Origin of the sequence: Pilosibacter fragilis (genome assembly GCF_032490495.1) — a bacterium.
In the GTDB taxonomy this organism is placed as follows: domain Bacteria; phylum Bacillota; class Clostridia; order Lachnospirales; family Lachnospiraceae; genus Pilosibacter; species Pilosibacter fragilis.
In genome coordinates this window covers 73,112-87,868 of sequence record NZ_JAVYJB010000008.1, presented here as the reverse complement: position 1 = coordinate 87,868, position 14,757 = coordinate 73,112, and the positions used below count along the sequence as shown (strand labels likewise).

Annotated in this window: 11 protein-coding genes, 1 pseudogene and 1 riboswitch; of the genes and pseudogenes, 2 read left to right on the top strand and 10 right to left on the bottom strand. The window is 47.0% G+C overall.

Features of this window, described 5'->3' with window-relative positions; translation table 11 throughout:
* Positions 1–71: 71 nt before the first annotated feature.
* The 8 genes from ABCW45_RS09495 to ABCW45_RS09460 form a co-directional block, all read right to left on the bottom strand.
* Positions 72–842 carry a TraX family protein gene (locus tag ABCW45_RS09495; protein WP_343220720.1) on the bottom strand — a complete coding sequence of 257 codons (771 nt, stop codon included), beginning with the start codon at positions 840–842 and terminating at the stop codon, positions 72–74.
* A gap of 149 nt (positions 843–991) precedes the next feature.
* Positions 992–1,990 (bottom strand): nucleotidyl transferase AbiEii/AbiGii toxin family protein, encoded by a 999-nt coding sequence (locus ABCW45_RS09490; RefSeq protein WP_117469885.1) that lies wholly within the window; start codon positions 1,988–1,990, stop codon positions 992–994.
* A complete protein-coding gene (locus tag ABCW45_RS09485; protein WP_117469886.1) occupies positions 1,987–2,601 on the bottom strand; it encodes a DUF6088 family protein in 615 nt (204 codons plus the stop codon). The genes ABCW45_RS09490 and ABCW45_RS09485 overlap by 4 nt, the downstream gene beginning before the upstream one ends.
* A gap of 298 nt (positions 2,602–2,899) precedes the next feature.
* Positions 2,900–3,766 carry an SIR2 family NAD-dependent protein deacylase gene (locus tag ABCW45_RS09480; RefSeq protein WP_343220719.1) on the bottom strand — a complete coding sequence of 289 codons (867 nt, stop codon included), beginning with the start codon at positions 3,764–3,766 and terminating at the stop codon, positions 2,900–2,902.
* Positions 3,711–4,490 (bottom strand): protein-ADP-ribose hydrolase, encoded by a 780-nt coding sequence (locus ABCW45_RS09475; protein WP_343220718.1) that lies wholly within the window; start codon positions 4,488–4,490, stop codon positions 3,711–3,713. Before ABCW45_RS09475 ends, ABCW45_RS09480 begins: the two co-directional genes overlap by 56 nt.
* 2 nt (positions 4,491–4,492) lie before the next feature.
* Positions 4,493–4,828 (bottom strand): ferredoxin family protein, encoded by a 336-nt coding sequence (locus ABCW45_RS09470; protein ID WP_343220717.1) that lies wholly within the window; start codon positions 4,826–4,828, stop codon positions 4,493–4,495.
* Positions 4,829–4,837: 9 nt separating this feature from the next.
* Positions 4,838–4,952, bottom strand: a riboswitch (FMN riboswitch).
* 18 nt (positions 4,953–4,970) lie between these two features.
* Positions 4,971–5,366, bottom strand: a complete 396-nt coding sequence (locus ABCW45_RS09465; RefSeq protein WP_343220716.1) for a pyridoxamine 5'-phosphate oxidase family protein — start codon at positions 5,364–5,366, stop codon at positions 4,971–4,973.
* A 112-nt stretch (positions 5,367–5,478) separates the two neighbouring features.
* Positions 5,479–5,856, bottom strand: a complete 378-nt coding sequence (locus ABCW45_RS09460; RefSeq protein WP_343220715.1) for a hypothetical protein — start codon at positions 5,854–5,856, stop codon at positions 5,479–5,481.
* A gap of 207 nt (positions 5,857–6,063) precedes the next feature.
* Between ABCW45_RS09460 and ABCW45_RS09455 the strand changes: the two genes are divergently transcribed.
* Both ABCW45_RS09455 and ABCW45_RS09450 read left to right on the top strand, forming a co-directional pair.
* Positions 6,064–6,396 carry a winged helix-turn-helix transcriptional regulator gene (locus ABCW45_RS09455; protein ID WP_117469890.1) on the top strand — a complete coding sequence of 111 codons (333 nt, stop codon included), beginning with the start codon at positions 6,064–6,066 and terminating at the stop codon, positions 6,394–6,396.
* 30 nt (positions 6,397–6,426) lie between these two features.
* Positions 6,427–6,543 (top strand): annotated as a pseudogene (locus ABCW45_RS09450) (IS66 family transposase); the annotation flags it as partial.
* Between the two features lie 259 nt (positions 6,544–6,802).
* Here the strand turns inward: ABCW45_RS09450 and ABCW45_RS09445 are convergent.
* A complete protein-coding gene (locus ABCW45_RS09445) occupies positions 6,803–7,000 on the bottom strand; it encodes a hypothetical protein (RefSeq protein WP_117485702.1) in 198 nt (65 codons plus the stop codon).
* A gap of 14 nt (positions 7,001–7,014) precedes the next feature.
* Positions 7,015–14,754: a hypothetical protein gene (locus ABCW45_RS09440; RefSeq protein ID WP_343220714.1), complete on the bottom strand. Its 7,740-nt coding sequence runs from the start codon at positions 14,752–14,754 to the stop codon at positions 7,015–7,017.
* Between the last annotated feature and the right edge of the window lie 3 nt (positions 14,755–14,757).

The following is a 14,757-nucleotide window of genomic DNA, read 5'->3' as shown; positions in this document are numbered from 1 at the left end:
TCTTTTTTATATGTGCCACAAGATTTCAAATGGCTGCAGGGTCGTATTCCCTGCAGCCGCAGTTCTTATCATTATCGATTTACATAATTCAGCACCAATGCAAGAATCAGCATATGGACCGGATAAAACGCATAACAGCTATACTGGAAGACTTTCGTATGGCAGCCCTGCCGTCCACGATACAACCAGATCAGAAGCAGTGAAAGCAATGCAAGTCCCTGCTGGCAGAGTTCAAAGTCCATCCCAAAAAGCCGGATGGGGTACATCAGACCTCCCAGCAGCTCTACGTTGACCCAATAAAGCGCCAGAAGCTGTCCGGAAAAACACCACCATTTTCTTCCCCGGAAAAAGTAAAAAATAAACAGTGTCAATACACCGGCACCATAGTAATCTGCCATTCCTACCGTCCCAAGTGCACTTCCAACCAGCACGACCAGAACCGCCGTCGGCAGTAAGATCCACGGCTTTTGTTTTTTTCGGACTTTTTCCATCAAATGGATTCCGGAGAGTCCTATCAACAGCGTCCAGATCACATTCTGATGAAACGGATAAAACCAGATTCCGCCATACATCAGATCAAAGGGTATCTCCGACAGCACTGCAAACAGCAGCAGCCGGAGAATGTACTTTTTAAAGCTGTGCGTGTGAAAATATCCTTCCACTGCCATAAATGCAAAGATGGGAAACGCGAGCCTTCCTACGCAGGTCAGCCAGTCCTGAGCCGGAAGGAGCGTAGCCCAGAGATGATCCATCAGCATAAATGTCATGGCGATGATATGAAGCATTGCCGCACTGATGTCAAAGGTTCCTGACTGAGATGAATGTACTTGATTTTTTACCATATTGTCACTCCTGTTGTTTTCTCTCAGTCCAATTATACTTCCTTTTACCGTCTCTGGTCAAATCCTTATCAGTGACAACGTTTCTTCTACCTGCCGGGCTCACGAGTCAAGACCATCGGCTTAGCCGGTGGCTTTATAATATTAGGTTGTTACAGTGCGTTGATTTCTTTTTCTAATTCGCTGACTGCGCTCATGACAGTCTCAAAGGTCGGCACATCACCATAGAGCATATCCTTCATTGCTTCGTAATCTGCGGCCAATGCTGCAAAGCGATACTCCGGGGGAACAAGCTTCAAGGTGCCGGGAATAGCTTCCTGATACTTTGCCCAGGCTCTCGGATAAAACTTCATCTTGAAGTCCACCACTGTCTTTAGCAATTCCACCCGGGCAAAGGCAGCTTCTTTCACAGGTGTCATGGACATACGGTACAGATCATAGTAGTGCCGGGAATAACGCTGCGGCATTTCCGAACTCTCGGGTCTGTTGGCTTCATGGTGCAGAATCGTTGCCTTCTCCCAGAAAGTCCGCTCCGGCGCAACGGTCAGAATAGCCGTATCCTTTTGTGCAAAGACTTTCGGATAATAGATTGCGGCATAGGGCTCGATCCGAGCGATTTTTGCGGGCGTCCAAGCGGCCAGCGCACCGATCTCCAAACGAATAACCTGCAAGGTAGCGGGATTTGTAAACAGGTGCGGATAGGCAAAGGTAACTGTCTGTTTGTCCTTTTCGTCTATGTAAATATTCGCCTCACAGCCAAGCTCCTGAGAAAGTTCTGCCTGAATGGTGGGACAAAACTGCTCCGCAAGAAAAACCTCTGCCCGAGCATTGGCTTCTTTGTTGAACGTATCCTGTTTGGTGTTGGAACGTTTTTCCCATGGCTCGTCCTTACCGTATCCCAGCACCCGCCAATCCAGAATCAGATCAATATCTTCGGAAAAGCGGCTGATCAGATTGAATGCCTTGGAAAGACTGGTGCCGCCTTTGAAGGTAATAGTCTCTTTCCACGGGCAGCGGTGGAACAGATAATCCAGCGTAAAGCATACCCAAAAATCTTTCTCTACGATGGCATCATTCAAACCCATCTTATCGGCTGTATTTCGGAACAGTTCGCGCCGGTCGCTTTCCGGCAATCGTGCTACATTCCTCATTGTGTGTCACCTCCACACATTTTTCGTATCGTATCATAAACCCAATCCGTGGATTCCGTTGCCTCTTTCAGACAGGCTTGCTTTTCAGCCTCGGACAGCTTTTCAGAAAGCGTCTGTATGATCTCCGGCGTCACGTTGGTCCTTCCCAGAGTTTTCAGCGCCTGGATCACCAAACTCGTCATGTAAGACAGACCCGTGATTTCCTTGTTGGTCCTATGCTTAAATTCCAGCTTGGTGGAATTCCACTCATAGGTCTTATACGGACCGTCGCTGATGTAGGACCAGACCGCTGTTACCTGTGTAGAGAGACCCAACAGGTTCAGGGCCGTATTTCCACATGGGGCAATGGTCCAGTGGTAACACCGTGCCAATGCTTTGGCAACTGCATCCGGGTCGGCCGCTACATATTCATCAAGCAGTTTGCTGTACTTTGGCTTTTCGTAAATGCCTCTGATAATTCTGCGGATAATGCCAGATTGGTAAAGCCGCTTCAATCCTTGGCGAATTGTTGCGGTGTCCGCAATATCTGCAAAATCAGGAGCAACAAAAACTGCACCATCCTCAGCAGCAAGAATTCGCGCTCGTATTTCCTGCATATATCCATTGTCCACAGCTGTGCCCTCCTTTCATGATGTCACGAATATTATATACTATTCGTGACATGCTTTCAATACAAACATCGGAATTTTCACTTTATTATTTTCAAAATCTTGATGTTTATTCGGAGAGCGCGATATAGCATAGGATGCATATTCCGCAGGTGATGGTTGCACATGAGGTAAAGTCTTTCGTTTTTTCAACTCTGAATGCAGCCATTACAAGACCTCCTTTCCTTTGAAAATGGGTATGAAAAAAGGGCATCCACTGGTTAAAGTGAAACGCCCACGTTAAGAACAATATTGACTTTTCTTAAATCTGAGACAGGATTTCTCCAATATCTCCATTGATACAAATGGACTTCTTTCTGATTTCGTCAGGCGCATACGCCTCTCCATAATTGAGACAGGCATAAGTGGCATCTTTCCAGTCATGAGCCATGCGCCAGAAACTGTACTTCACTATGGTTGGGGTGTTGTAGCCGACACCCAGCTCCAGAAAGAGAATTTTCTGCTCACTTCGAGTGCGGAGAAAATTTTCGTACCGCTCCGCTGCCTTGTGCCAGCCTTCGTCCTCCACAAAGGTATCATCGCAGCGGAGATTCATGGTCATGGGCTTGCCGCAGTGAGGGCAGACGGGTAAAAGTTCTGTCGGTACTTTCATATTCTGCTGCCGCTTGACCATTTCACGAATCGCGGCTTCGTTATCAAAGGTTTCCTGACAGCACGGCTCACTGCACTGGAACAGGCCGTAATCGCCCTGCGTGTAAAACAGCCGCTTTTTATCAAAGCCTGCTTTCTGAAAACAGTGATCCACGTTGGTCGTGATAACGAAATAATCCTTGTCAGACACCAGCTTCAAAAGGTCATCGTAGACCGGTTTGGGGGCATCCATATAGCGGTTGATATAGATGTATCGGCTCCAATAGCTCCAATGCTCCTCCGGCATGGCAAAGGGATAAAAGCCGCCGGAATACATATCCTTGATGCCGTACTTTGCCGCAAAGTCGGAAAAGTATTTTTCAAACCGTTCGCCGGTGTAAACAAATCCGGCTGAGGTGGAAAGACCGGCTCCGGCACCGATCACCACGGCGTCACAGTCCTGCAATGCAGCTTTCAATCGCTCAATCTGCTCTGAGCAGCTTTTCGTATATGGCTTTGTCCAAATCCTTGAAAACATTGAAGATCACCTTCTTTACATCGGTATTTCTATTCATAAACTGTTTCACGGTTTCCACGGCGATTTGCGCCGCCTGCTCGTTGGGAAAATGAAACTCTCCTGTAGAAATACAGCAGAACGCCACACTTTCCAGACTACTTTCCGCCGCCAGCTCCAAGCAGGAGCGGTAGCAGGAGGCCAACAGCTCCCGGTCACGCCGTGTCACACCCCCTTCAATGATCGGCCCAACCGTGTGCAGGACATATTTGCAGGGCAGATTAAATGCAGGGGTGATCTTTGCCTGTCCGGTGGGCTCGGGATAGCCCTGCTGCCCCATCAGCTCCGCACAGGCAAGCCGCAGCTCCACGCCCGCATAGGTATGAATGGCGTTGTCGATGCAGCGGTGGTTCGGGATATAGCAGCCGGTCATGCCGGAGTTTGCCGCATTGACGATGGCATCACACCGAAGCGTTGTAATATCCCCCTGCCAGAAATACAGCCCCGGCTGAACAGGCATCAGGTCGTCAATATCGGTAATGCCCTTTGCGGCGGTTTCAGCTTGCAGATATTCGTCCTGAGTTTTCAGAAACTCCGCACCCATACGCCGTGGCGCACGAATATTCATCAGTCCCCGCAAAAGCTGGCGCTGGCTCTCCGGCTCTGTTGGAATCCTCATATCCCGATATTCCGGGCGTTCTTTCAAAAGTGCCTGGATGAGAAACTGTCTTTTTTCACTCTGGTTCATAGTCAAACCCTCTTTTCGATAACCTGTTTGGGGCAAATTTTCGCACATTGCCCGCAATGCAAGCAATGGTGTTGGTCGATAACTACCGGCTTCTTTGTGATGTCGATATACTTCTGGGGACAGACGGAATAGCACAGCTTGCAGCCGATCCAGCCTTCCCCCACATAGTAGCCCGGCGCTTCCTGTGCTTCTTTTCCAATGGTGAAGCTGTCCCGGACGATGTGTTCCGGATCGCTGATGTCAAAATACTCGCCATCCGCTTCATACAGGCAGAACACCTCTAATGCACTGCGGGTATTGCCGGAATCGTGTAATGCCCGATGGCTGTGATAGACCATCGGGCATTCTTCTATCTTCTTTCATCCGGACTATGCCGTCGGTTACGGAATCTCGCCGTATCATGCCTTTCGGTTTGCGGACTTTACCGCCGGTGGGGAGTTGCACCCCGCCTCAAAGATCGCAATATTCTGTCTTATTTCCTTAGAACTCGTAGGGAGGGTTTCCGGAGAAGTCCGCGATAACGCCGTGGGCATTTTCCAGATAGAACACCTCAAAGATGGGGTTGGCAGCCTCGCCGTACTGACCTTTCACGATGGGGTTCTGGATGCACATTTCCTTGGCAGCCATGTTGTTCTCAAACACAGCCTTGCCGTGCAGGCGGATCCATGCATACTCCGGGCTTGAAACGGAAATCTCGATCTCCGGGTTTGCCTGCATATCCTTGTAGACGTCCTTAGTGTTGTTGGTGCAGAACCACAGCTTGCCGTCCAGTTCGCCGGCGAACATAAACGGGCGGCACTTTGCCTTACCGTCACGACCAACGGTAGCCAGATACTGTACAGGGTTGGCATTCAGAAATTCTACGACTTTATTCATGATAAATACCTCCAAAAATTTGTTGTTTTCTCTTGATGTTTTGATTGTAATGCGATTTGTACGGCTTGTGAAGTACGCACAATATTGTGGTATGGTTACCTCCGGGTAACGATCAGAACTTGCCGTTCTGATTCTGCCAGGTGGACTGTTCTGCGATGGTCTCCATCACGTCCCAGTGCTCGGCGATCCTGCCATTCTCGTCAAAGCGAAAGATGTCAAAGGCGACCTGCTCACCGGCACCGGTGCCGTATGCCAGATTGTGCTGGATGTAGCCATCAGATAGCAGGCTGCGGGCAGTGTCTGTATCGCTCGTGGCAAAGGTGTTGATGAGCGCCAGTGCCTTTTCAGCCTGGCTCTGTTCCTGCCGGACAGGCGCCGTCTGCTGGGTGCTTTCAGCGGATGTTTGGGATGCGGCGTCCTTGGATCCACAGCCGGTGAGGGCCGTGCCGAGCATGGCAAGAGCCAGCGTGAGAGAAAGAAATTTTTTCATTTTGAGTAACCTCCTTGGTAATTGGGCTTGCTTTCGTTTGCCTCTGGCATTATAATAATACCGTAGCTCCAATTCGTGAAGTAAGCACATTATTGTGCTGTAGTTACCAAATAGAAACTAATATGTAGTTACCAAGAAGAAACGATTGCGCCATTACTGGGTTTTCCGGCAATTTGGCACTTGAAAAATTTTATGGAGATTTTTTTAATGAACGAAACAAGCGCAAAAAAAGAACTCCCTGCATGTCCTGTGGAGACTACGCTGACCCTCATCGGGGATAAGTGGAAGGTGCTGATCCTGCGTGACCTGATGCCGGGAACAAAGCGGTTCGGCGAACTGAAAAAGTCCGTAGGCAATGTGTCTCAGAAGGTCTTGACCGCCCAGCTCCGGACAATGGAGGAAAGCGGACTTGTAAACCGCAAGGTCTACGCCGAAGTACCGCCGAGAGTGGAGTATTCTCTGACGGAACTCGGAAAAAGTCTGAAACCCATTCTGGATTCCATGCGGGCATGGGGCGAAGCATATAAGGCCAAACAGTAAAAAACCCGAAGCAGTACCTTTACCGTGCTGCTTCGGGTTTTCCTGACCGATGGAGATGTTCCGATGGACAACAATGCATCAGAACGTGCAATCCGCGGATTCTGTGTCGGTAAGAAGAACTGGCAGATGATCGATACCATCAATGGTGTGAGTATACTGGACAAGCAACACTTCACTTTGAACCAAACTTGTCCAATGTCTTAACTCACTTGGATTAGAATGATTGTCGCATGAATTAGCTGGAATGGAAAGACGGTGGGTTATTCAGCGCTTACAAAGGATCTGTCTCAGGACGAACCGGTTCACGGGATATCCGATGATCCTTTCCGGTCTTTTTAGCGCAAGAAAACCAAACAGCCATCACAGCCATTTGGTTTTCTTAAAATTACTTCTTCTTTTTTACTTCTTAGATCCTTCTGTTCTCATGGATTCCCAGCACTACTGCACAGACTGCTGCGATCACAAGTCCGATCCAGAAGATGAATGCGTCTGCAGCACAGTGCTTTTCCGTGACGAACAGCAGGACACCTATCAGGATATATACTGCAAACAGTATGACTTCCACTACAATGTATAATTTCTTATTCGGTTTCGTGTTTTCCATGTCTGTTTTCCTCCTTAGGCTTCTTCCGACTCATCACGGAGCTTCTTCACACGTACTACGGTATAACCCAGGATTACAAGGAGCCATACAATGGGGATCCAGTGGAAACCACATTCACCAAACGGTATATGGCTGTCACTGTCCGTACCATTCTCAACGCTGTCGCTGTCTGCATGGATGCTCTCCTCTTCCTGTATGCCATCTGCATCACTTCCGTCTGCATCGCTGCCATCTGCATCACCTGTCAGGCTGCTTTCATCCGCAGCATCGTTCAGGCTGTCATCCTCTGCCGGATCCTTCTGTCCGGCATTACTGTTGCCGGTACTGTTTCCTTTATTTCCTTTATGGGCATTATTTCCGGAATCATTGCCGGCTGTATTACCTGCATCTGGTGTATTACCTGTGTTACCTGTACTTCCGGAATTGTTATTGGAGTTATCTCCGCCGTTATTGCCGCCGTTGTCTCCACCGTTGTTTCCAGAGTTGTCTCCACCGTTGTTTCCAGAGTTGTCTCCGCCGTTGTTACCGCCGTTTCCTCCGCCGTTGTTACCGCCGTTTCCTCCATTGCCATTGTTGGAGCCGCCGCCATTTCCGCCGGGTCTGTTACCGTTACTGCCGGAGCTGCCGCCGTTTCCATTGTTTCCGCTGTTAGAGTCTCCGCCGTTTCCGCCGTTTCCTCCATTGCCGTTGTTGGAGTTACCGCCATTTCCGCCGTTGCCTCCGGTGCCGTTGTTGGAGCCACCGCCATTTCCGCCGTTGCCTCCGGTGCCGTTATTGGAGTCTCCGCCATTTCCACCGTTTCCTCCGGTGCCGCTGTTGGAGTCTCCACCGTTTCCGCCGGATCCTCCATTGCCGCTGTTGGAATCTCCGCCATTTCCACCGTTGCCGCCGGTGTTGTTACCACCGTTTCCTCCGGTTTCGCCTGAGCTTCCTCCATTACCGCCGGATCCGCCGTTACCCTTGTCAGAGTCGCCGCCATTTCCGCCGTTGCCGCCACTGCTGGTGCCGCCGTTGTTATTATTTTCCCCTGTGGAGCCGCTGCCGCCGTTTCCTCCGTTTCCACCGTTGCCGTTGTTGGAGTTTCCGCCGTCTCCGCCATTTCCACCCGATGTTGTTCCACCGTTATTATCGGTCTTTCCGGGCTGTGTGGTCTCGGTTCCTGTACCGCCGTTACCGCCGTTGCCACCAGGATTCGTGTTACCTCCTGTTGCGCTTCCGCCGCTTCCTGCATCACCGCCTTTGACGGTTCCACCGGGATTGATGGTGATGGTCTTATTGTCTGCGCTGATTCCAGTTCCACCGTTTCCACCATTGCCAGGGATACCGACTGCAGAATCTCCGCCTTTACCGCCATTGCCGCCAGTTACAGTTCCATTGACTGTTGGAGTGATTTTGCCGTTACCGTCAATACCGGCTCCACCATTTCCTCCATCTTTGCCTTCGGTACCATTTGCACCGTTACCACCAATCACGTTTGCATTGTTTCCAATGATAAGTCCGGCATCTGCTGTATCACCACTGGCTCCGATACCGGCTGCTCCATCTGGATGTTTAGCAGAACCGTCTCCACCTTTGATCGTACCGTTTACGATTTCAAGATTCGTTCCCGGATGTTCGTTGCTGTTAACATCCTTGACAAATTCCAGTCCCGGTTTTGCCTCATTATTATCATCTGCCTTGTCACCTGTGATGGTCTTATCATTTAAGTCGATCTTGACCTCACCCCATGTGTCAGGGATCTCAACTGTGTGGTCGATGTCTTTCTTCACGATGACCTTGTAGTTGCCGTCAGCATCCACTACAACATCTACATTATTATTAGATGCTTTCTCATCCTTATCGGTTTTTCCATTTGTCGTTGTCTGGTCACCGTCATCCGCAAACTGCTTTGCGATATCTTTTGCATCCACGAGGGCTGTTTTGCCGTTTACAGAACCATATTTCTTATGACTGATCTGATATGGTGTTGCTTTCTTCAGGCCTGTGATGGTTGCTTTTCCATCCCCATCCGTAAGTATGGTTGATACATTACCTGTCGGGGTTCCCTGGGCATCCAGCTCCTGATACTTATAAGTCTCATTTGCTCTTCCCTTGAAAGTCAGCGTATATGCAGTCTTTCCCGTAATGGTCGGATTATCATCCGTCACTTCCACTTCTACGCCTGTCGTCAATCCTGATGCTGCAATCATAAAGGTCAAAGCATCCACATATGTTCCCTTAGTCTTTTTCTTTAATTCCTCTAATTTTGTTTGTTCCACAGTCACCATATTACTGATGTCTGAACCGGAATGATCATAAGCAGTCACATTTGCGAGTGTCACTGCCTCTGTGTCCGTAAGCTTTCTGACATCGTTCACATGAATGACAAAATCATCTGCTGCAATAACGCTTCCATCTGCCCCCTTGATCACGTTCATCCGGTATACCGAGATTAAGTTCACGACATCCGCAGTCTGTGCAGTCATCACAGTTGTTTCATTATAGATCTTTGTTCTGTCTGTTTTATCAACCCATACAAAGAGGCTCTCATTTTCAGCCTTTGACTTATCTGCTTCTTCCTGCATTTTGGTAAAGATTGCTGCCGGAATCGTATCTCCATCAATCACTGTAATATGCTCTGTCTTATTTAAGATATTGCCCTTTTGATCTTGAAAAACGATCTCATGCAGTTTTTCAAAGTCCACCGTAACATTCCATGCCTGATAAACTTTTGCGAATGTATGGGAATAGGTCTTCGTTGTACCATCCCATGTGATTTCCCCACTCTTGATTGCCGCATCAATATCAATTGCCACATTATTAACCGTAATGCTCTTTAATCCGTAACCATCCTCTGGCTTAATATTGACCTTCAATGCTCCATTATTCTTCACAATCGTCTGGTATGTACTGTTTCCTTTATCATTCCACGCCACACCATCATTTCCAGTCACAAGTTTTCCATGTGTCACTTTTACATCTACGGTCTGTCCCTCTTCAAATGTAATATTTAATGCCTGTGGTTTGCCTACCGCCTGTGTTGTGTAAGTATAGCTTGTTCCATTTCCTGTGAAAGCCTGATTGGATACATCGGTATCATCACTGCCATCCACGTTGCTCCAATATGCCTTTTTATAAGTAGTGGCTGTTCCTGTTGTATCTTTTAACTCCAGCTCTACTGTTTCATTGTCTTTCACAATGACATGCTGGAACTGGTCCGCACCTGATTCTTTTGTTACAAGCCCTGTATCTTTCACTTCTGCCGTACCACCTGTCACATGAACATGTACGATATGGGACGGTGTGAATACAGCTTCCAGTGTCACATCTGAAGTTGTCGGTGTGTACTTTAATTCATAACTCTTTTCTTTCCAGTTAAACGTTTTTGCTCCTGCAAATAAATCTTTATTGTTTGTTGTCTCCTTCAATGCTGTCAGGATAGAGAAACTTTCTCCCTTCTCCCCGGTAAGATCTGAATAATAAGGATTTGAAAAATCATTTGGCGTAAATATAAGGGTGAGTTCCTCATTGCGGTTTACATTGATGCTGCCATCCTGCTCCAGTTTGTATTCATTACCAGATGCATCTACCGCCTTGAAGCTTCCCTTTGCCTTTCCTGCTGCAAGACCTGTTACTTTTAAGGTTGTCATCTGCCGTTTTGCCGCAGCATTCACTGTAATGTCTCCACTGACATTTGGAATCGTAACTGTAATGCTTCCATCTGCCGGATCTACCCTGCACACATCTGCAAATGTCAAATTCTTAACAGTCCCTGTATCGCTTTCCTTCATAGTAACGATAAAGTTGTCCTGATCCAGATCATAATCTGCTTTTGGACTGATTTTTACAGTATAAGTTTTTAAATAACCAACATCAGTCTGCTCCTTACCACTTGTAATCTCAGCATTGCTTCCTATGGTTACGATTGCTTTAAATGTTCCAAGATAAAACTTCTGCTTGTTTTCCGTTGCAACATATTCAATACCATCTACTGTGACTTTCTCTCCCGCAACAGCTATTACGATATAATCCCTGTCCGGATATCCTGTATTTTCTGCACTGCTCTGGCTGACTGTTACGCCGCCTGCCGGAGCTGCCCCTACGGCATGTCCAAAGATTGTACCTTGTGCGCCTGAAGGCAGTTTTACATCCACCTTCGAATCAGTTGTACGCCTCTCAACAGTTACGGTATTGCCTTGAGATCCAGTTCCTTTCAATACTACTGAATTCGTGTCGTCCACCTCAATGGTTGCCTGCTGATCTGCTGCGACTTCAGCTTTTGTTACCTGATCATTATTTTTCATTCCCTGTGGAATGTAAACCATTGCCAGCTTATTTTGACTCAGATTCTGATACGAATAGGTCACTGCATCTATTTTTACAGTTCCATCCGCCTCTCCCATAAAATAAGGGGAGTCTCCCTTATCCTTATCGTCTACAGTTACCCATGAAGTGCAGTCTGGAGCTGTTACCTGATAAGTCTGCCCATCGGTCGGATTGAGTACCTTAACGGATGCATTTGCAGAAAGCTCTAGTTTTCCATCCATCAGGGTTACCACGCTGTCCTCATCCACGGCAATCTTCGAGGAAACTGTCGTCTTATAGAATCTGGTGGCATCGTTATAATGCTCTAACGTAACATCCTTTGCTGCCTCTACGCCGTCTGCCGTGGTTGGGGTTATTTTTCCATCTTTAATGATCCTGACCGTGTCACCGGATGCAGCATCTTTTAAAGCCTGTTCAACAGAAGCATATTTCTTGGCTGCTGTTGTCCCTCCTGTAAAGATCTGTGCCTGTTCCTCACCATACTGTGCCGTAAAGGTCATGGTCTTATAAACATCCTTATACTTCAGCGCTGCCACTTCATCGTCAGTATATAGCTTATTGAGATCAATATCACCATCCGGAGTACCGGAAACAGCTAATTTCCATCCTTGGAATTTTTCAGCATTATTATTTGGTCTAACAGCAGGGATCTTCTCAATTACCTTGTTGGTGTTTTTCACAGGAGGGTATACCTGCTGCGTTCCCAACACTTCATTATCAAAAAACAGATACTCCTGCTTTTTGCCTGGCTCTGTGAAAGTTCCATTTCCGGATTCAAACTTGACATTTTGAATAACAATGGAGCTATTTTCTAATGTTGTCAGCGAAATAGATACTAAAATATCATTCTGATTTTCCCAGCTCAGAGAGATGCCTGCATCTTGTGAACTTTCCACAACAGGATTATTCTTAAAAAAAACTGCATCGTTATGTCTCTCTGCTGCCCATTTGCATAATTCTGTGTAACTTTTTACTACCATTGTCATCTGATTTGGCTGATAGGGGTCATCTGGCTGCTTACCCACAAAATCAAACTGATGTATTTTTCTATTATCAGTAGCTCTCATGTTAAGCGAGTCATAATATGTTCCAATATTCGATTTATTCCCCAGGCAAATATCTGTAGCGATGCTATAAGCTTTATCCGCTGGTTTTATGTTTAAAAATATCGTATAGTCTTCAAAGTAAAAACGGATAGGAGAACTTTTAAAATGCGTTTGTGCGTCATAGATGGAAATTTCATTAGCCGCCGTGGATGTAGTAATTGTAGACCACTCCCCTTTGAAAGAAGTAGCATTCCAATACCCATTATAATAAAAGCAAATATCAAAACCACATTTGCTTACAAAACCCGTCTTTGACGGTGTATACATAACGTTATCATTAGAAATATACCAGGATGACCATTTAAAGTTCCAAAATTGTTTAGAAAGAGGCCATTTTTGACCACCTCTATATCCCCCACCATTCGAAGATACTAGCCTCACAGCTTCGCTATAATCGTCATCACTAAATTTAAAACGATACCACTTACCATCTACAAGACTAGCCCCTGACAGGGTAACATTTTTGTTTACTACCGTTACGCCAGGAACATTCTCCCAGGAATTGTCCGTTATATCAGCTTTTCCAAGGGTGTTTGTATTCGTCCACTGTAATACCGGAGTTCCCGCATAGGTATCATCTTTCGGTGCACTCAGTGTGACACTGCTATCGGTCATATTAGGAGACCAAGGATAATTATTGTTGATGGTATTGCCGGCTGATAACAATGCGATTCCCGGTGTGACCACAACACGTCTGGTGAAGGTAGTAATTCCATCCGGGATTACAAAAGTATCCTCCGCCTGGTCCGTGTTGGCTGTATTGTCATTTTCTTCTTTCTTATCTTCTACATTATCATTTTCTGTATTGTTATCTTCTGTATTATTATCTTCTGTATTATTATCTTCTGTATTGTTATCTTCTGTATTGTTATCTTCTGTATTTTTGTTTTCTGTTTTATCATCTGCATTTTCAGCAGAGCTGTCCATACTCCGGGTAGCGCCAAGTACTTTTTCACTCTGATCTCCATCCGTCTGATCCGGATCAGAAGTATCCGCATCGCCTGTATTGTTCTCAGAATCCGGATTCTCTTCCAGCGGATTAAGAACAAATGTCACCTTGTACTCTCCCGAAAGCATAATGTCAAAATTTCCATCATCCTTTATATTCAGTTTGTACTTATTTTCATCATAAACAAGTCCTGCCGCAAGGTCATAGTCTTCCTGCCCCTGCTCCAGGTAGAGTTCCGGAACTTCAAACTCCCCGGTTTCTTCCACGGCTGCTTTCACAGTAACCGTTCTCTGAAATGTGATGACCTGGTTATCCTGTGTGTCATCCTGTCCATTTCCCTGTGTCTCTTCTGTTGTCACAGGTGTAAGGGAATAGGTCACTTCGTAGGAGCCGATCTTGTTAATATCGAAACCACCAAGTTCTACTACTTCCAGTGTATATTTTACGTCATCATAAAGAATGTCATCTGTCAGGTCGTAGTCTTCTTCTCCCTGTGTCAGCACCAGTTCCCGTGCTACATACACGGGTTCTTTGTCCTCAGAAGCCGCTACTACATGAACCGTTCTTGTAAAGGTGATGACCTGCTTTTCCTGCGTATCAACGGTATTGGTGTCATCCCCTTTTGTTACATCAACGGCTTCCGCACCCACGGGCTCTGACTGATAGCTCATATCTACACCCGTTCTCGGCCTGGATACACCCAGTACACCGGTATCTCCGGTATTCTCCTCACTCTGTACTGCATCCTCTCCGCTGACCGCATCTGCAGTATCTTCTGCATTGCTGCTGTCGGAACTCGTATCTCCCTGTCCGGCATCCGTGCTGTCTCCTGCATTGCTGCTGTCAGAGTTCGTATCTCCCTGTCCGGCATCCATGCTGTCTTCTGCATTGCTGCTGTCAGAACCCGTATCTCCCTGTCCGGCATCCGCACTGTCTCCTCCATTGCTGCTGTCAGAACTGTCGGATCCGTTATCAGAACCCGCATTATCAGAGTTATCGCCGGTCTGGGTGTTATCCCCTCCCTGATTGTCTCCACTGTTCTGGTCTTTGTTTTCATTATCCGAATTGGAAGCATCCCCCGAATCTCCCGGCTCCAACGTTCCATCATCCTTGGAAGTCAGGGAATAGGTTACCTCATAGTCTCCCACGGTATTGACATCAAATCCGCCATCATTCACTACAGCCAGTTCATACATGCTGCTGTCATAGGTAATGTCTTTCATCAGATCATAGTCTGTGGCTCCCTGCGTGATGGTAAGCTCCGGTGCATCATACAGTGCACTTTCCCCATTACTTCCTTCTAAAGCATCCACAAGATTGATGGATCCGATTACCAGCACTGCCGACAGGATTCCGGCAAGCCATCGTTTCGTCTTTCCTTTACGCTTTTTCATACG